The organism is Oceanimonas sp. MB9 (assembly GCF_011319775.1).
Classification (GTDB): domain Bacteria; phylum Pseudomonadota; class Gammaproteobacteria; order Enterobacterales; family Aeromonadaceae; genus Oceanimonas; species Oceanimonas doudoroffii.
This window is the reverse complement of record NZ_VFBE01000005.1, coordinates 998,292-1,015,107: the sequence shown is the minus strand read 5'-3', so window position 1 is coordinate 1,015,107 and position 16,816 is coordinate 998,292. Positions and strand designations below refer to the sequence as shown.

The following is a 16,816-nucleotide window of genomic DNA, read 5'->3' as shown; positions in this document are numbered from 1 at the left end:
CACGGCTTGACCTTGCAGTGCCGAGGCACTGCAGTGCGGCCTACTTCTTGCCTTTCTGGTGTTGCTGCCACTTGCCATCCACGTAGTGAGCGGTCCAACCGGTCGCTTTCTTATTGACCTCGGTCATCACGTATTGTTCCTTGTTTTTACGGCTGAAGCGTACCACCGCCTTGTTGCCGTCCGGATCTTCGGCCGGCGCCTCGGCCAGATAGAGAAACTTGGAGGGCAGCCGATCCTTGAATCGTACCAGCTCTTCCACCAGGGGTGCTCGGGTCTCCCGGGACTTGGGAAAATTGCTGGCGGCCATGAAAATACCGGCGGCGCCGTCCCGTAACACAAAATAGGCGTCGGACTGGCTGCAGGGCAGCTCGGGCAGATGTACCGGGTCTTCCTTGGGCGGGGCTACCTCGCCGTTTTTCAGTATCTTGCGAGTGTTCTTGCACTCTTCGTTGGTGCAGGCCATGTACTTGCCGAAGCGGCCGCTCTTGAGCTGCATTTCACTGCCGCAGCGATCGCAGTCGATCACCGGGCCTTCGTAGCCCTTGAGCTTGAACTGGCCCTCTTCCAACTCGTGGCCGTCACAGTCCGGGTTCTGGCCACAGACATGCAGCTTGCGCTTGTCGTCGATCAGGTAGGCATCCATGGCGGTGCCGCACTTACCGCAGCGACGCTTGGCTCGCAGGGCGTCGGTTTCCGCTTCCTCATCGTTGGCAAGCACGAAGTCGTCACCGGGAATGAGATTGATGGTCTGCTTGCAGCGCTCCTTGGGCGGCAGGGCGTAGCCGGAGCAGCCCAGAAACACCCCGGTGGTAGCGGTGCGAATACCCATTTTACGGCCACAGGCCGGGCAATCGATGTCGGTCATCACCATTTCATTGGCGCGCATACCGCCCTCGTCCGCCGGCCGCTCGGCTTTTTCCAGCTCCTCACTGAACTCGGCATAAAAGGCGTCGAGCACCTGTGTCCAGTTGAGCTGGCCACCGGCGATTTCATCCAGCTTGCTTTCCATCTGGGCGGTGAAGTCGTAGTTCATCAGCTCGGCGAAGCTTTCCTGCAGCCGGTCGGCCACGATTTCGCCCATTTTCTCGGCGTAGAAACGACGGCTTTCCACCTTGACATAGCCCCGGTCCTGAATGGTGGAAATGATGGAGGCATAGGTGGACGGCCGGCCGATGCCACGCTTTTCCAGCTCTCTCACCAGGGCCGCCTCGGTAAAGCGGGCCGGCGGCTTGGTAAAGTGCTGCTTGGGGGTCAGTTCGTTCAGGGTCAGGACTTCACCCGCCTGCACCGCCGGCAGCTCGGTGTCTTCGCCCTTGCGACTTTGCGGCGTGAGTACCTTGGTCCAGCCAGCGAAACGCAGAATGCGGCCCCGGGCCTTGAGCTCGTAGTCACCGGCCCGCACCGTGATGGTGCTGCTGTCGTATTTGGCCGGGGTCATCTGGCAGGCCACGAACTGACGCCAGATCAGGTCATACAGCCGCTTGGCGTCCGCCTCCATGCCGTCGAGCTGCTCGGCAGACAGGGTCACGTCGGACGGACGAATGGCCTCGTGGGCCTCCTGGGCGTTGGCCTTGGCGCCGTAGACGTTGGCCGATTCGGGCAGATAGGCGCTGCCGTGGTGCTCTTGAATATAATCGCGCACCGAAGCCACCGCTTCCTGGCTCAGGTTGGTGGAGTCGGTACGCATATAGGTGATGTAACCGGCCTCATAAAGGCGTTGGGCCAGCATCATGGTGCGCTTAACGCCAAAGCTCAGCCGGGTGCTGGCGGCCTGCTGCAGGGTGGAGGTGATAAAGGGCGCCGGCGGCTTGCTCTGGGTCGGTTTGTCTTCCCGGGAAGCCACCTCAAAGGAGCTGGCACGCAGGGCATTCACCGCCGTCATGGTGTCCGCCTCGTTGGTAGGGCGGAACTCCTTGCCCTGGAACTTGGCCACCATCATGGTCAGCGCCAGCCGTTGCTCATTGCCGAGCAGGGCCTGAATGTCCCAGTATTCTTCGGGCACAAAGGCCTTGATCTCGCGCTCTTTTTCCACGATAAGGCGCACCGCCACCGACTGCACCCGGCCGGCGGACAGGCCGCGGGCCACCTTTTTCCACAGCAGCGGCGACACCATGTAACCCACCACCCGATCGAGAAAGCGCCGGGCCTGCTGGGCGTTGACCCGGTTCAGGTTCAACTCCGAAGGCTGGCTGAAGGCGTCCTGAATGGCGGACTTGGTGATCTCGTTAAACACCACCCGCTTGAAGCGATCGTCGTCACCGCCGATCAGCTCCTTCAGGTGCCAGGCAATGGCTTCCCCTTCGCGGTCCAAATCCGTTGCGAGGTAGACGGTGTCGGCCTTCTCGGCCAGGGCCTGCAGTTCGCTCACCACCTTTTCCTTGCCCGGCAACACCTGGTAGTTGGCCTGCCAGCCCTGCTCCGGATCCACCCCCATGCGGGCGATCAGTGCCTTGTGATCCTTTTCCTTTTTCAGCCGGGCCTTTTCTTCGGCACTCAGGCTCTTGGTGTCGGTCTTGCGGGCGGCAGGCTTTTTGCCACTGGCAGAGCCGGCAGTCGGCAGGTCCCGAACATGACCGACACTGGATTTGACCACGTAGTTCCTGCCCAGGTACTTGTTGATGGTCTTGGCTTTGGCGGGCGATTCCACAATAACGAGAGATTTGCTCATAAAGCGCGTTGAGATCCTTAATGTCTGGCCCCGTTCGGGCGGGTCGGCGGCTCGGTAATGACGGCTGTATAAGTGATATGACCGTAAAAAGCAAACTCGCCGGGCCCGGGCCTGAAAAAATTTCAATGAATTTATATTTATTTATTAACGCCCTCACCTCAGCAGGAATCAACTGCTTTTTTACATCTTGTGCCTGTTCGCCCGCTTTTTATGCATCATTATTTTGACGGCGGGTTCGACTGTTAAAATCCGGTTACAACTCCTTGAAAAATCCAAATATAATGGCCTCATGCAGCAGAATTGTGGCCACATAAACCATTTTAAAGGAGATTGTAATGGTTGTTACCGAAGCGAACTTTGACGGCCTGGTCGGCCCCACCCACAACTACGCCGGCCTGTCCTGGGGCAATGTGGCGTCGCGCCATCATGCCCGCAACAGTTCCAACCCGCGCCAGGCCGCCTTGCAGGGACTTGACAAGATGAAGGCGCTGGCCGACCTCGGCCTGGTGCAGGGCGTACTTGCTCCCCAGGAGCGCCCCGACCTGGCCACCCTGCGCCGGCTCGGCTTTGGCGGCACCGACGCCGAGGTGCTGGACAAGGCCTATCGCGAAGCACCGGCACTGCTGGCGGCCTGCTGTTCCGCCTCGTCGATGTGGACCGCCAACGCCGCCACGGTATCGCCCAGTGCCGACACCGCCGACGGCCGGCTGCATTTCACTCCTGCCAATCTGATCAACAAGTTTCACCGCTCCCTGGAGCATGAGGTAACCGGCCGCATTCTGCGCCGAGTGTTTGCCGACGAATGCTATTTTCATCACCACGCCGCCCTGCCCGCCCATGATGATCTGGGCGACGAAGGCGCCGCCAACCACACCCGCCTGTACGACGACCAGGGTCGCGGACTGGAGCTTTTTGTGTATGGCCGCAGCGCCCATCAACCCGATGCTCCGGCGCCCCAACGTTACCCGGCGCGCCAAACCCTGGAGGCCTCCCGCGCCGTGGCCCGGCTGCACGGCCTGGGTGAGCACAACACCGCCTTTATTCAGCAAAATCCGGCGGTGATCGATCAGGGGGTCTTTCACAATGACGTGATTGCAGTGGGCAACGGCAACGTGCTGTTTTATCACCAGCAGGCCTTCCTCGACACGCAAGCCATGCAGAACGAGCTGATCCGCAAACTACCCGATGCCGGGCTGCACTTTATCGAGGTGTCCGATAAGGACGTGCCGGTGGCCGACGCGGTGAAAAGCTACCTGTTCAACACCCAGCTGGTTACCCTGGCCCCGGGGCACATGGCGCTGATCGCCCCCACCGAGTGCGCCGACACGCCCAGTGTGAGCGCCTACCTGACGCGGCTGACCACCCTGGGCACGCCGGTGCAGGAAGTGCGTTTCATGGACGTGAAGCAAAGCATGCAAAACGGGGGCGGCCCCGCCTGTCTGCGACTGCGGGTGGCCATGAACGAGGCAGAGCTGGCCGCGGTCAACCCGGCCTGTCTGATGACGGATGAACTGCATGGCCGCCTGAGCCAGTGGGTCAACCGCCACTACCGGGATCGACTGAGCCCCGATGATCTGCGGGATCCGGCGCTGCTGACCGAGTCCCGCACCGCCCTGGACGAGCTGACCCGCATCCTGAATCTGGGCTCCGTGTATCCGTTTCAGCGGTAATGCACATTCGGGACTGGGGTGGGGGAATGGTCCCCTTCCCCCTTCCCGTATTTTTAATCAGCCAAAGGGCCGCTGACCGGTCTCATACAGCTTCATCAGTGCCCGGCTCACTCCCACTTCGGCCGCCTTGCCAAGCTTGTCTCTCAGTGTTTGTTTGGGCTTGAAGTGCAGGCTAATCACCCGCTTGCCGGCGCTCTGCGCCAGCAGGTAGTCGTTGCTGGTCTGCAAGCCATCCACCAATCCCAGCGCTTCGGCATCGCTGGCCAACCAGTGCTCACCGGTAGCCACCCGCTCCAGCTCGATTTTGGGCCGGTTCTGGGCAATAAAGGCCTTGAAGCGTTGATGGATCACCTCCAGTTCCTCGCGAAACTTGGCCCGGCCATGATCGTCGTTTTCCCCGAACAGGGTCAGGGTGCGCTTGTATTCCCCGGCGGTATGCAGTTCCACATCGATATCGTGGTTTTTGAGGAATTTGTTGAAGTTGGGCAACTGGGCCACCACCCCGATGGAGCCGATAATGGCAAAGGGGGCGGCAATGATGCGCTCGGCCACACAGGCCATCATGTAACCGCCGCTGGCGGCCACCTTGTCCACCGCCACCGTCAACTTGAGCCCGTGGCCCTTAAGCCGCTGCAGCTCGGCGGCGCCCAGACCATAACCGTGCACCACGCCCCCACCGGACTCCAGCCGCACCAGTACCTCGTCACCGGGTTCGGCCAGCTGCAGCAGGGCATTGACTTCCCGCCCCAGCCCGGCCACTTCCCGCGCATCCATGCTACCCCGAAAATCGAGCACATAGATCCGGGAACGAGCGTCCCCCTGTTTTTTCTCGGCCTTGTCGGCCTTCTGAAATTCCTGCTTCAGCGCCTTGCGCTCGGCGTCGTTCGCCGCGGTCTCCAGGCGCAGCCGGCGCTGCTGACGGCGCAGGGCCGCGCTCAGATCCTTGACCCGAATGCCGTCTCCCCCCTGCTTTTGTTTGGCCGCCGCACCGGCCACCAGGGCGATGATAACCCCCAGGGCCACCACCCAGGTCAATGCCTTGGCGGCAAAGAGGCCGTATTCGTATAAAAACTCCACTATTTCATCTCCTTCGCTGGCTGATGCCGCCATTGTAAAAGTCTCAAACAGGAACACCAATCGGCTTTTTTGCTTTCGGCACTGGCATAGTGCCGCGGAGTCTGGTTTGATCGGGCCACTTTGAATTGCGCACAGAGAACGAGGCACATGCTCGACTATCACCCTTCTTCCGATCTGCTCGAGGGCAAGGTTATTCTGGTGACCGGCGCCGGCGACGGCATTGGCCGACAGGCCGCACTCAGCTATGGTGCCCATGGCGCCACCGTGGTGCTGCTGGGCAAAACGGTCAAGAAACTGGAAGCCGTTTACGACGAGCTGCAGGCCCAGGGCAGCCCGGAGCCGGCCATTATTCCCCTGGATCTGCAAGGTGCCAGCAAGCAGAACTATCTGGACATGGCCGCCACCCTGCGCCAGCAGTTTGGTCGCCTCGACGGCGTACTGTTCAACGCCGGCCAGCTGGGTGCACTGGGCCCCTTTGAGATGATCGGCGAAGACGAGTGGGACAAGGTGATGCAGGTCAACCTCAAGTCCCAGTTTCTGATGACCCAGGCGCTGCTGCCGCTGCTGAAAGACAGCAAGCCCGCCGCCATCATTTTTACCAGTTCGGGCGTGGGCCGACAGGGTCGAGCCTACTGGGGCAGCTATGCCGTTTCCAAGTTTGCCACCGAGGGCATGATGCAGGTGCTGGCCGCCGAGCTCGACGGCACCGGCGTGCGTGCCAACTGCATCAATCCCGGCGCCACCCGCACCCATATGCGCGCCCGCGCCTTTCCCGCCGAGGCCCCTTCCAGCCTGCGCGGCCCCGCCGACATTATGGCGCCCTACCTGTGGCTGATGGGTCCGGACAGCCAGGATACCAATGGTCAGTCCATCGATGCCCAGCCCGACCGAGTGCCCGGCGCCTCCGTCAAAAGCTGACAGCCACGGTAAAATCGGCTAAAACTGATCATGGAACCCCGGACGGGCCGCCAGGCCCGTCCATCACCCCCGGCCAAGGCAGGCAAGGCATCCATGTATCGTCCCAAAAGCACGGTTGAGCAGTGGCGTATTTTTCAGGCAGTGGTCGACTGTGGCGGTTATGCCCAGGCGGCGGAAAAGCTCAATAAAAGTCAGTCGTCCCTGAATCATGCGGTGGCCAAACTGCAGCAATCCCTGGGGCTGGCACTGCTGGAGGTGCGCGGCCGCAAGGCCTGCCTCACTCCCCAGGGCGAGGTGTTTCTGCGCCGCTCACGCAAGCTCACTCAGGACGTGGAAAACCTGGAGCGCCTCGCCGGCGTGCTGGCCAGCGGCTGGGAGCCGGTACTGCGCATTGTGGTGGAAGCTTCCTTGCCGCGGGCTCCGCTGTATCAGGCGCTGGCCGAGTTCAGCCCTCAGGCCAGGGGCTGCCGCATTCACCTGGTGGAGACCCAGCCTTCCGGCTGCCAGGCGGTAATCAACCAGCAGGCCGCCAACATGGTGTTTGCTTCCCGCGCCTTTGCCAATATCACCTCGCTGCCCCTGGCCACTACCGTCTATGTGCCGGTATGCGCCCCCGATCACCCGCTGGCGGCGCTGGCCGAGGTCAGTCAGACCGAGCTGGAACAACAGCTGGAACTGGTGCTGGCGGACGGCAGTGAACAAGAGGAAGGCTGGGCCCGGGCCGAGCAACGCTGGATTATTCATCACCTGCACGACGCCCTGTCACTGCTGCGCCGAGGCACCGGTTTTGCCTGGTTGCCCCAGGATGTGGTGTCGCCCATGATAAGCGACGGAGCCCTGGTGCGCCTGCCAATGGTCAACCAGGCCTTGCGCAAGCGTTTTACTCACCTGGTGCTACCCGGCACCACCCCACCGGGACCGGCCGCCAGCCTGCTGCTGAGCCTGATCCGCCAGCACTACGGCGAGCCAGGCACCACTCCGCCGGCCTCCTGAATCTTGCCTCCGCCTTCGCGCTTCCTTATGCTGTTGGGCTCGCAGTAAACAAGGACTCACGCAATGTTTGATTTTGATCAGTGGATAGACCGCAGGCCCACTCGCGCCCTCAAGTGGCTGAAATACGAAGGCACCAACATTCTGCCCATGTGGGTGGCCGACACCGAATTCAAGGCGCCGCCGGCGGTCATCGAGGCGCTGAGCGAACGGGTGGAGCACGGTATTTTCGGCTATAGCCGCCCCACGCCGGCCCTGACCGAGCTGATCATCACCCGCCTGCGTGAGCGCTACGGCTGGCACATTGAAGCGGACTGGCTGGTCTACATGCCCGGGGTGGTGCCGGCCCTGAACCTGGCCTGTCAGACCTTCAGCGAGCCAGGCAGCAATATTCTGATGCCCAAGCCCATTTATTACCCCTTCCTGCACGCCCCGGGCTTTCACGGCCGCAAGGCCGCCCACGTGGAAATGGTGGAAAAGGACGGGCGCTGGCTGCTGGATCTCGAGTCCCTGGAGCGTCAGGCCAAAGACAGCGATCTGCTGCTGTTCTGCAACCCGCACAATCCGGGCGGCACTATCTACACGCGGGAAGAGCTGCAGGCCATCAACGACATCGCCAAACGCCACAACCTGGTGGTGTGCTCCGACGAAATTCACTGCGATCTGCTGCTGGATGAAGGCAAGTCTCATGTGCCCTATGCCGCCATCGACGAAGACGCCGCCGATCGCAGCATTATTCTGATGGCGCCGAGCAAGACCTTTAACATCGCCGGCCTGTGCTGCTCCTTTGCGGTGGTGCCCAATCCGGAGCTGCGCACCCGCTTTATTCGCGCCGCCCGCGGCATCATGGCCGACGTCAACCTGCTCGGCTTTGTGGCCGCCGAGGCCGCCTATGCCGACGGAGAAGAATGGCTGCAGGCCCAGCTCGACTACCTGCGCCAGAACCGGGATCTGCTGGTGGAGCGCCTCAACGGCGTGCCCGGGGTACGGGTGCTGTGCCCCGAGGCCACCTACCTGGCCTGGATCGACATCAGCGGCCTGGAGCTGGACGACCCTATCGGTTTCTTTGAACAGGCCGGCGTGGGGCTGTCTCCGGGTGGCCAGTTCGGCGGCAGCGACTTTGTGCGGCTGAATTTCGGCTGTCCTCGCGCCATGCTCGACGAAGCCCTGCACCGCATGGTGGCGGCCATCAACAGCCGCTGAACCCACGCCCTTTCCCTGCAAGGCCGGCATGAAGACATGCCGGCCTTTTTCATACTCAGCCGAATCATACTCAAAAGACGCCTTTATCCTCGCCTTTCGAAGTTATTTTTTGCTATCTTTTAATGGCTTAGCTAAAAATTTCCAGCACCTTTAGTGAACCCTCAAGACAAGGAAAGCAACTATGTCGATCAAGAAGACCATCAGCGGCGCGGCAGCCATCATGAGCCTGGGACTGGGCGCCGGCGTGCCCGCCGCCATGGCGGTAGAGCAGAGTTTTATCACCATCGGCACCGGTGGCGTGACCGGGGTGTATTACCCCACCGGCGGCGCCATCTGCCGCCTGGTCAACCAGGGCCGGGCCGAGCACGGCATTCGCTGCTCGGTGGAAAGCACCGGGGGCTCCGGCTACAACCTCAACTCGCTGCGCTCCGGTGAGCTGGAAGTGGGCGTGGCCCAGTCGGATCTGGAATATCAGGCGCTGAATGGCGAAGGCCCCTTTGCCGAGCAGGGTGCCTATGAGGATCTCCGTGCCGTCTTCGCCCTGCATGGCGAGGCGGTCACCATAGTGGCGCGCAAGGACGCCAACATCAAAACCTTTGACGATCTCAAGGGCAAGCGGGTCAATATCGGCAACCCGGGCTCCGGCCAGCGCGATACCATGGAAGTGCTGCTGAAGGCCTATGGCTGGACCCACGATGATTTCAGCCTGGTGTCCGAACTGCGCCCGGCCGAGCACGGCCAGGCGCTGTGCGACAACCGCATCGACGCTTTTGTCTATGTGGTGGGTCACCCCAACGGCTCCATCAAGGAAGCCACCACCGCCTGTGAGGCCAACCTGGTGTCGGTCAGCGGCGAAGTGGTCGACAAGCTGGTCGGCGACAACGCCTACTATCGTTACATCACCATTCCCGGCGGGGAATACACCGGCTCGGACGAGGACGTGCAGACCTTTGGCGTGGGCGCCAACCTGGTGACCAGCGCCACTGTGCCGGAAGCCCAGATTTATCAGCTGACCAAAGCGGTGTTTGACAACTTTGATCAGTTTGTGCGCCTGCACCCGGCCTTTGGCGGCCTCAAGAAAGAGGAAATGGTCAAGGACGGCCTGAGTGCTCCGCTGCACCCCGGCGCGCAGAAATATTACAAGGAAGCCGGCCTGGTCGAATAACCCGGCCCTGCAACGGGGAAGCAAGCTTCCCCCTGTTTCGGTCAGCACGCACCCGGGGCGGCAAGCATGTGCCTTGCCGCCCCGGCTTGCTGTTTATTCCTGACCTTCGGAGGAAAAGTCCATGTCCCAACCGCCTCAGGACAACACGCAACAACAGCTGGACGACATGCTGGCCCAGGCCGACACCGGCGGCCGTCATCCCACCGGCATTGGCCATTGGGTGCTGCTGCTGGTTCCCCTGTGCTGGGCGCTGTTTCAGCTGTGGTATGTCTCGCCCCTGCCCTTTATGTTCAACCTGGGCATTTTCAACGATACCGAGGCCCGTTCCATTCACCTGGCCTTTGCGGTGTTTCTGTCGTTCACCGCCTTTCCGGCGCTCAAGCATTCGCCCCGGGACCGCATTCCCTGGCACGACTGGACCCTGGCCTTGATTGGCGCCTTCTGCGCCTCCTATCTGTTTCTGTTCTACCGGGAACTGGCCAGCCGGCCGGGACTGCCCATCATGCAGGATCTGGTGGTGGCCTGTATCGGTATGGTGCTGCTGCTGGAAGCAACCCGCCGGGCCCTTGGGCCACCGCTGATGGTGGTGGCGGCGATCTTTTTATTCTACACCTTTGCCGGCCCCTGGATGCCGGAAGTGATCGCTCATCGTGGCGCCAGCCTGGCTCGCACCGTGACCCACCAGTGGCTGACCACCGAAGGGGTCTTTGGCGTGGCACTGGGGGTGTCCACCTCCTTTGTATTCATGTTTGTGCTGTTCGGCTCGCTGCTGGAACGGGCCGGCGCCGGCAATTACTTTATCAAGCTGGCATTTTCCCTGCTCGGCCACCTGCGCGGCGGCCCGGCCAAGGCGGCGGTAGTGTCGTCGGGGCTGTCGGGACTGGTGTCCGGCTCGTCCATCGCCAACGTGGTGACCACGGGCACCTTTACCATACCGCTGATGAAACGGGTCGGCTTTCCCGCCACCAAGGCCGGTGCGGTGGAAGTGGCCGCCTCCACCAATGGTCAGCTAACGCCGCCCATCATGGGCGCCGCCGCCTTTCTGATGGTGGAGTACGTCGGCATCTCCTATATCGAGGTGATCAAGGCGGCGATACTGCCGGCGCTGATCTCCTACGCCGCACTGATCTACATTGTGCATCTGGAAGCCGTCAAGGCCGGCATGCAGCCACTGCAACGGCGCCACCGCCCCAGCCTGGCCCAGCGCCTGCTTGGCGGGCTGACCGCGGTGATCGCCCTGATGCTACTGACCGCCGTGGTCTACTACGGCATCGGCTGGACCAAGACCCTGTTCGGCCCCCTGGCCAGCTGGATACTAGCGTTGCTGGCGTTACTGGTGTACCTGGCGCTGGTGGCCTGGGCCGCCCGACTGCCGGATCTGGCCATGGATGATCCGGAAAACCCGGACATTCACATGCCCGAGCCCGGCCCCACCTTCAAGTCGGGCATGTATTACCTGCTGCCCATCGTGGTGCTGGTGTGGTGTCTGACCGTGGAGCGACTGTCGCCGGGGCTGTCGGCATTCTGGGCCACCCTGTTCATGATGTTTATCGTGGTGACCCACAAGCCGCTCAAGGCCCTGTTTCGCAAACAGCACAGCGAGGGACTGCTCAGGGAAGGCGCCTTTGATCTGTTTATGGGGCTGGTCACCGGCGCCCGCAACATGATTGGCATCGGCGTGGCCACCGCCGCCGCCGGCATCGTAGTGGGCACCGTCACCCTGACCGGCATCGGCCTGGTGATGACGGAGTTCGTGGAGTTTATCTCCGGCGGCAGCCTGCTGTTGATGCTGATCTTTACCGCGGTGATCAGCCTGCTGCTGGGCATGGGCCTGCCCACCACCGCCAACTACATAGTGGTATCGACCCTGATGGCACCGGTGATTGTCAACCTGGGCGCCCAGCACGGGCTGATTGTGCCGCTGATTGCCGTGCACCTGTTCGTGTTCTATTTTGGCATTCTCGCCGACGACACACCGCCGGTGGGGCTGGCGGCCTTTGCCGCCGCCGCCATTGCCAAGGCCGATCCGATCAAGACCGGTATTCAGGGCTTTACCTACGACATTCGTACCGCCATTTTGCCCTTTATGTTTATCTTCAATACCCAGCTGCTGTTACTGGGCATCGACAGCTGGAGCGGCCTGTTGATCACCATCGCCAGCGCGCTGGCGGCCATGCTGCTGTTCGCCGCCGCCACTCAGGGCTACTGGTTGGTGAAAAGTCGCTGGTGGGAAACCCTGGCGCTGCTGCTGGTGGCCTTTACCCTGTTCCGGCCTGGCTTTTTCTGGGACAAGGTGTTTCCGCCCATGGCCCAGTACGACGCCAGCCAGTGGGAGCAGGTGGTGGAGAGCCTGCCCGCAAGCGAGTCGATCATTCTGCAACTGGGGGGCACCAACCTGTTTGGCGAGCCGGTCAGTAAAATCGTCAAGCTCAACTTTGACGCCAGCCGGCAGAGTGCCGCCGAGCGCCTGGCCAGTACCGGCATCAGCAGCCTGCGTCGCGACGGCGACAAGGTCATGGTCGACATGGTCGACTTTGGTAGCCAGGCCGAGCGGCTGGGGGTGGACTTCGACCTGGAGGTGGTGGCACTGCAACGGCCCTCGGACCGGCCCGACAAGGAATGGATGTTTATTCCCGCCCTGATCCTGGCCGGCCTGGTAGCCTGGGGACAACGCCGGCGCCGACCGGCACCAAGCCCCTGATCACACGGCCGGCCAACTCGGCCGGCTGTTACATGGGATTAATGCAAAAAGCCCGCTGCATATGCAGCGGGCTTTTTGATGTCTGGCGGAGGAGGTGGGATTTGAACCCACGGTGGGCTATAAACCCACGCCGGTTTTCAAGACCGGTGCATTCAACCACTCTGCCACCCCTCCTGACCCGGCGAATCATACTGCGGCCGGCCTCGCGCTGTAAAGGGCGTGACGGTTCAATTGCTTTTCAAATCATCATTTTGCGCATTTTTTGAGGGGCCGGGTGTGCCGCGTCTCAGAAAGTAGTCCCGTAGAAACTGCTCATCCAGGGGAGACAGATCGAAATGGTTGCTGGCTTCGGCGATGGCATTCCGATCGATACACGCCTGTTCGGTGAGCCAGCGCAACGCCTTGCGCAGGGATTCATGTTCTCTCATGGTTTACTCCTTGCCGGGGCTTCGGGAAAGGCGACTTTTATTTTATATGCATTTTAAATACAATTTAACTGCTTGCTTCATAAGCCTAATCATAAAAATACGCATCCCCATGAGGTCTCAATGCACTTAAAACACCGCCTGCGTGACGCTGGCCTCGCCGGTATTGCCGGCTTTGTGGCCGTTATCTGCCTGAGCTATCTGAAACACTGGACCCATTTCATGGTGCTGAGCGCGCCCATGGGTGCCAGCCTGGTGCTGCTGCTGTTACTGCCTTCTTCGCCCCTGTCCCGCCCCAAAAACGTGATTCTGGGACACCTGCTGACCACCTGCGTCGCCGTCGCCGGACTGGAGCTGATTCCCGACCCGCTGCTGGGACTGGGATTCTGCTTTGGCCTGAGCCTGGCGCTAATGGTCGTGACCGATACCCTGCACCCGCCCGCCGGTGCCAACCCCATACTGATTTACCTGTCGGCCGCCCACCTGTCCCCCCTGGACTTTATTCTGCCCACCCTGGCCGGCACCCTCTTTATGGTAGGCTTTGCCAGTGCCTATCACTATGTGTTTACCCACAGACGCTATCCGTTCGGACCCAAGTCTCACCAGGGTGAACAGGCAAAGGCCAAGCCGGCGGACGCCACAGCGCCCGCCCTAGGCAGACCAGATAAATAAGAGCCGAAAGGCTCTTTTTATTCCCTGCCTTCCTTCACACTCGGCACTCGGCCGGACAGCACTTAAAAACCTTCAATAGAAGATTCTTCATATAAAATTGTTTGTGGTTTTAAGAGATGGATCACACTATTCTCATCACAAATCGGTAACATCCTTGTACCCCAAACACACGCACATTGGTGTCATTGGGTTTTCGACAATCAATACAATGGATACAAGGATACAGGAAGTCATGATCAGGAAATCCACCCTGCCCCTGCTGGTTGCCATCACCGGCATGCCGGCCCTGGCCGCCGACTGGAGCACCACCGAACTGCACTACCAGCTGGGCGAGCTCAAACAGCAGCCCTTTGGCCCCGAGGCCAACCGCAAGTCGACCACCAGCATCTACACCCTGCAACATGCCAGTGGCTGGAAATATGGCGACAACTTCTTTTTCGTGGACTACTCCGACTGGAAGGACGATCAGCGCCATCGTGACTGGTATGGCGAGGGTTATTTCAACTTCAGCCTGGGCAAGATCGGCGGACACGATCTGAGCCTGGGGCCGATCAAGGACGTGGGCATCGTGCTTGGGGTCAATGCCGGGGGAGACAGCAAGGTGCGCAAGTATCTGCCGGGCCTGCAGCTGGCCCTGGACGTACCGGGCGCCGCCTTCTTCAATACTCTGATCACCGCCTATATCGACGACAGCACCGGCGTGGCCGGCGGCGGAGCCCCGCGGGAGAGCGACAGCTGGATGCTGGATACCGCCTGGGCCTTCCCCTTTGCCCTGGGGCGCCACGACTTCAGCCTGGAAGGTCATGTTGAATACATTGGCAGCCGTGACAACGAATTTGGTGACAAGGTCAAGGCACATGTGCTGGCACAACCCCAGTTACGCTACGATCTGGGTAAGACCCTGTTCAATGATCCCAAGCGGCTGTTCGTGGGCGTGGAATATCAGTACTGGCACAACAAGTTCGGCGGCTCGGTGACCGAGAGCGCGGTGCAGGCCCTGGCAGCCTGGCGCTTCTGAACCAGAAAAGGAAAAAGAGCGCCGAGGCGCTCTTTTTTATATCACGGAAAGGGATTTACACCCGGAAAAGCCCCCGGCTCAGAAATGCCATTCCAGCTGGAAAGTCGGGGCACGGGTGTCAACGCCCGGCTTACCATGGTTACCGAACTTGTTGTCCCAGTATTCGTAGCCCACGCCGGCCCACAGGGTATTGCTCTTGTTAAAGGCCAGATCACCCACGTCCACCATCAGGGAGGTACGGATCAGCACCTCCGGCTTGGTCTCGTTAAAGTTGTAGTCTTCCCCTTTGGCACCATTGTAGTTACCGAAACCCTGGAATTTCATCGGTACCGGGCCGGCGTTAAAGGGAATGCCCCAGGCCAGGTTCACTATATAGTAGGGGTCAAAGCTGATGTCGCTCTGCTGGCAGAAACTGGCACCACAGTGGTTTCGCTCATAGCCGTAAAACAGGCTCAAATCCGCAAAGCCCTTGGGCAGACCGAACTTCAGGGTCGGACCAACTACCAGCAACTGCTTGCGCGGGGCAAAGGCGGTATTTTTGGTATTAAGGTCGACACCGGCGGTCACGGCCACTTCCTTGACTGGGCCAAAGCTCAGATCGGTATCAAATACCTTGCCCAGGTGCAGCTGATGGCGGTAGGTCAGATAGGCTTCCATGGCACCGTCGCCTTCACCACGATCGCTGCCGCTGGCCGGATCCATATCGTCCGACTGCAGAATATCCAGGTTAAAGAAGTTCTGGCCGTAAGCGTAACCGCTGGCATGAGTCAGCTGCAGAATGTGTTTTTCTACATCATTAGGATTGTTCGGCTCGGTGAACTCGGTGCCATAGCGATAGCCGATATAAGTATCGGACCAGGTGGCGGCGCTCAGCTGAGGAGTGGCAACAACGGCCAAGGCCAGGGCAGACAGGGTGAAAACGCGCTTGCTGGTGTGCTTCATAACCGTGATTCCTTCACATGGTTCAAAGGGTGTATCCTGATGTGAATACAAAGCAATATTTTTTTGTACTTATTGTACCCAACTTTTCAGCAATTAAATGATTACACAGGCACACACTTAAAATCTACATTTTGTTTACAAAAATGCGTCAGCTTCACAAAAGTTCTGCACCAGCCACCCGTTCAAGCCAGCTGATCCGTGGTCAAGCGCACCGGTGTCACCATCAGGGCAGCGCGTTGGCCCGGCGCCACACCGGCATTGGGAAACACCACGGCCTCACCGTCAGATTGTGCACACCAGCGACGTTCTCCGTCGGTGGCCAGCAGCGTGCCAGCCTCAAAGGTCGTGAAATTGGAGACATCCTTGCTAAAGTTAAGACGAAAATTCTCGCTCTGCTTGACGATTTCCTGACAAACGTCAAACACCTCCAGCCTGGCCAGATCCGGCGCCGGAGGTTGCCAGCCGGGCGTGGAGATCAAGGCGGTCAGGCACTGCTCCAGCGCCGTCAGCCGACCGAGATCATTCTGGCCAAAGGGCATGACCTTGCCCAGCTCAATGGTAAAGGCCTGGGCGCCAAAACGGCGGGCACTAAAGTAACTGAAGGTGGTGGTGGGCGCCTGGGAGAGCAAAATGGTGTTGATGCCGGCCGCCTGCAACAATCCCAGCTGGCTGCTGCTGTAGGGAGCTCCATGGGTAAAGGGGTGCACCACAAACTTTTCATGCAGTGAGGGCCGAATGGCGGTATGCAAATCGTAGTGCAACCGTTCACCGTCTTCGCGCGCGTCAAAGAAACGGGTTACGTAGCCTTCCAGCGCCGCCGCCCGCTGCCGTTCCTGACTCTCCACCCCGCCGCGGGCGTGTGCCCCGGAAAACAGCCGGTTGAGATTTTCCTTCAGCTCCCGTACGCCCGCATTCATCGCCGCCGGATGACCAAAGATCAGCAACAGTCGCTGGCGACAGCGCAGCCGGCCCGAAACCAGTTGTTGCAGCAGCCGCTCGCACAGCTCGATGGGCGCGGTTTCATTGCCGTGAATGCCGCAGGAAATCACCAGATCCCGCTGCGCCGGTAGCGCCGGCTCAAGACAAATCACACCGGTGTCCCACACCTCGGCGCGAGTGCCATCGGGCAGGGTTTCGGTAAAGGGTTCCAGGTGCCAGGGGTGGCGTCGGCTCAGGGCCAGAAAGTCGTTCAGCCGAGTATTGTTCACAGATACCTCCATTAATCCGCGTTTTGACAAAATATTACCATGCCATGAAACACGATTTTGGTATCAAAGTCTAAATACGTTCACACAGGACAACAGCGGGCGCTGAAAAAGGCAGGTACGTAAAACAAAACGGCCGGCAGTGAAATGCCGGCCGGTAAG

The 16,816-nt window shown here is 60.4% G+C and carries 13 protein-coding genes and 1 tRNA gene; 8 read left to right on the top strand and 6 right to left on the bottom strand.

Annotation, left to right across the window (positions count from 1 at the left end):
* Positions 1-40: 40 nt before the first annotated feature.
* Positions 41-2,668 carry a type I DNA topoisomerase gene (topA, locus tag OJHNALOF_RS08010; RefSeq protein WP_094199599.1) on the bottom strand — a complete coding sequence of 876 codons (2,628 nt, stop codon included), beginning with the start codon at positions 2,666-2,668 and terminating at the stop codon, positions 41-43.
* 335 nt (positions 2,669-3,003) lie between these two features.
* On the opposite strand from topA, the gene astB reads away from it, so the two are divergent.
* Positions 3,004-4,338, top strand: a complete 1,335-nt coding sequence (gene astB / locus OJHNALOF_RS08005; RefSeq protein WP_165661688.1) for an N-succinylarginine dihydrolase — start codon at positions 3,004-3,006, stop codon at positions 4,336-4,338.
* 57 nt (positions 4,339-4,395) lie between these two features.
* Here astB and sohB read toward each other — a convergent pair whose 3' ends face one another.
* Complete coding sequence (gene sohB / locus OJHNALOF_RS08000) at positions 4,396-5,415, bottom strand: protease SohB (RefSeq protein ID WP_165661687.1); 1,020 nt, start codon at positions 5,413-5,415, stop codon at positions 4,396-4,398.
* 147 nt (positions 5,416-5,562) lie between these two features.
* Between sohB and OJHNALOF_RS07995 the strand changes: the two genes are divergently transcribed.
* The 5 genes from OJHNALOF_RS07995 (at position 5,563) to OJHNALOF_RS07975 (ending at position 12,392) form a co-directional block, all read left to right on the top strand.
* Entirely contained in the window at positions 5,563-6,333 is a 771-nt protein-coding gene (locus OJHNALOF_RS07995; protein ID WP_165661686.1) for a YciK family oxidoreductase, read from the top strand.
* A 93-nt stretch (positions 6,334-6,426) separates the two neighbouring features.
* Positions 6,427-7,326 carry a LysR family transcriptional regulator gene (locus tag OJHNALOF_RS07990; RefSeq protein ID WP_165661685.1) on the top strand — a complete coding sequence of 300 codons (900 nt, stop codon included), beginning with the start codon at positions 6,427-6,429 and terminating at the stop codon, positions 7,324-7,326.
* A gap of 63 nt (positions 7,327-7,389) precedes the next feature.
* Positions 7,390-8,526 carry a MalY/PatB family protein gene (locus tag OJHNALOF_RS07985; protein ID WP_094199604.1) on the top strand — a complete coding sequence of 379 codons (1,137 nt, stop codon included), beginning with the start codon at positions 7,390-7,392 and terminating at the stop codon, positions 8,524-8,526.
* 181 nt (positions 8,527-8,707) lie between these two features.
* Positions 8,708-9,691, top strand: coding sequence for a TAXI family TRAP transporter solute-binding subunit (locus OJHNALOF_RS07980; protein ID WP_094199605.1), 984 nt, complete (start codon positions 8,708-8,710; stop codon positions 9,689-9,691).
* Between the two features lie 121 nt (positions 9,692-9,812).
* The gene (locus OJHNALOF_RS07975; RefSeq protein WP_165661684.1) at positions 9,813-12,392 is read left to right on the top strand and encodes a TRAP transporter permease; all 2,580 of its coding nucleotides are present in this window, start codon (positions 9,813-9,815) and stop codon (positions 12,390-12,392) included.
* Between the two features lie 83 nt (positions 12,393-12,475).
* Here the strand turns inward: OJHNALOF_RS07975 and OJHNALOF_RS07970 are convergent.
* Positions 12,476-12,566 (bottom strand) — tRNA-Ser (locus tag OJHNALOF_RS07970).
* A gap of 53 nt (positions 12,567-12,619) precedes the next feature.
* Complete coding sequence (locus OJHNALOF_RS07965; RefSeq protein ID WP_094199607.1) at positions 12,620-12,820, bottom strand: hypothetical protein; 201 nt, start codon at positions 12,818-12,820, stop codon at positions 12,620-12,622.
* A gap of 120 nt (positions 12,821-12,940) precedes the next feature.
* On the opposite strand from OJHNALOF_RS07965, the gene OJHNALOF_RS07960 reads away from it, so the two are divergent.
* Positions 12,941-13,489 carry an HPP family protein gene (locus OJHNALOF_RS07960; protein WP_165661683.1) on the top strand — a complete coding sequence of 183 codons (549 nt, stop codon included), beginning with the start codon at positions 12,941-12,943 and terminating at the stop codon, positions 13,487-13,489.
* A gap of 232 nt (positions 13,490-13,721) precedes the next feature.
* A complete protein-coding gene (locus OJHNALOF_RS07955) occupies positions 13,722-14,507 on the top strand; it encodes a nucleoside-binding protein (protein ID WP_094199609.1) in 786 nt (261 codons plus the stop codon).
* Positions 14,508-14,585: 78 nt separating this feature from the next.
* Here OJHNALOF_RS07955 and OJHNALOF_RS07950 read toward each other — a convergent pair whose 3' ends face one another.
* Positions 14,586-15,449, bottom strand: a complete 864-nt coding sequence (locus tag OJHNALOF_RS07950) for a hypothetical protein (RefSeq protein WP_165661682.1) — start codon at positions 15,447-15,449, stop codon at positions 14,586-14,588.
* A gap of 182 nt (positions 15,450-15,631) precedes the next feature.
* The gene (gene astE, locus OJHNALOF_RS07945; RefSeq protein ID WP_370462302.1) at positions 15,632-16,657 is read right to left on the bottom strand and encodes a succinylglutamate desuccinylase; all 1,026 of its coding nucleotides are present in this window, start codon (positions 16,655-16,657) and stop codon (positions 15,632-15,634) included.
* Between the last annotated feature and the right edge of the window lie 159 nt (positions 16,658-16,816).

Bases quoted from the DNA above. Each gene is read 5' to 3' on its own strand.
- OJHNALOF_RS07960 (WP_165661683.1), top strand. From the start codon at position 12,941: ATGCACTTAAAACACCGCCTGCGTGACGCTGGCCTCGCCGGTATTGCC.
- topA (WP_094199599.1), bottom strand. From the start codon at position 2,668: ATGAGCAAATCTCTCGTTATTGTGGAATCGCCCGCCAAAGCCAAGACC.
- OJHNALOF_RS07950 (WP_165661682.1), bottom strand. From the start codon at position 15,449: ATGAAGCACACCAGCAAGCGCGTTTTCACCCTGTCTGCCCTGGCCTTG.
- OJHNALOF_RS07995 (WP_165661686.1), top strand. From the start codon at position 5,563: ATGCTCGACTATCACCCTTCTTCCGATCTGCTCGAGGGCAAGGTTATT.
- OJHNALOF_RS07955 (WP_094199609.1), top strand. From the start codon at position 13,722: ATGATCAGGAAATCCACCCTGCCCCTGCTGGTTGCCATCACCGGCATG.
- OJHNALOF_RS07975 (WP_165661684.1), top strand. From the start codon at position 9,813: ATGTCCCAACCGCCTCAGGACAACACGCAACAACAGCTGGACGACATG.
- OJHNALOF_RS07965 (WP_094199607.1), bottom strand. From the start codon at position 12,820: ATGAGAGAACATGAATCCCTGCGCAAGGCGTTGCGCTGGCTCACCGAA.
- OJHNALOF_RS07990 (WP_165661685.1), top strand. From the start codon at position 6,427: ATGTATCGTCCCAAAAGCACGGTTGAGCAGTGGCGTATTTTTCAGGCA.
- astB (WP_165661688.1), top strand. From the start codon at position 3,004: ATGGTTGTTACCGAAGCGAACTTTGACGGCCTGGTCGGCCCCACCCAC.
- OJHNALOF_RS07985 (WP_094199604.1), top strand. From the start codon at position 7,390: ATGTTTGATTTTGATCAGTGGATAGACCGCAGGCCCACTCGCGCCCTC.
- OJHNALOF_RS07980 (WP_094199605.1), top strand. From the start codon at position 8,708: ATGTCGATCAAGAAGACCATCAGCGGCGCGGCAGCCATCATGAGCCTG.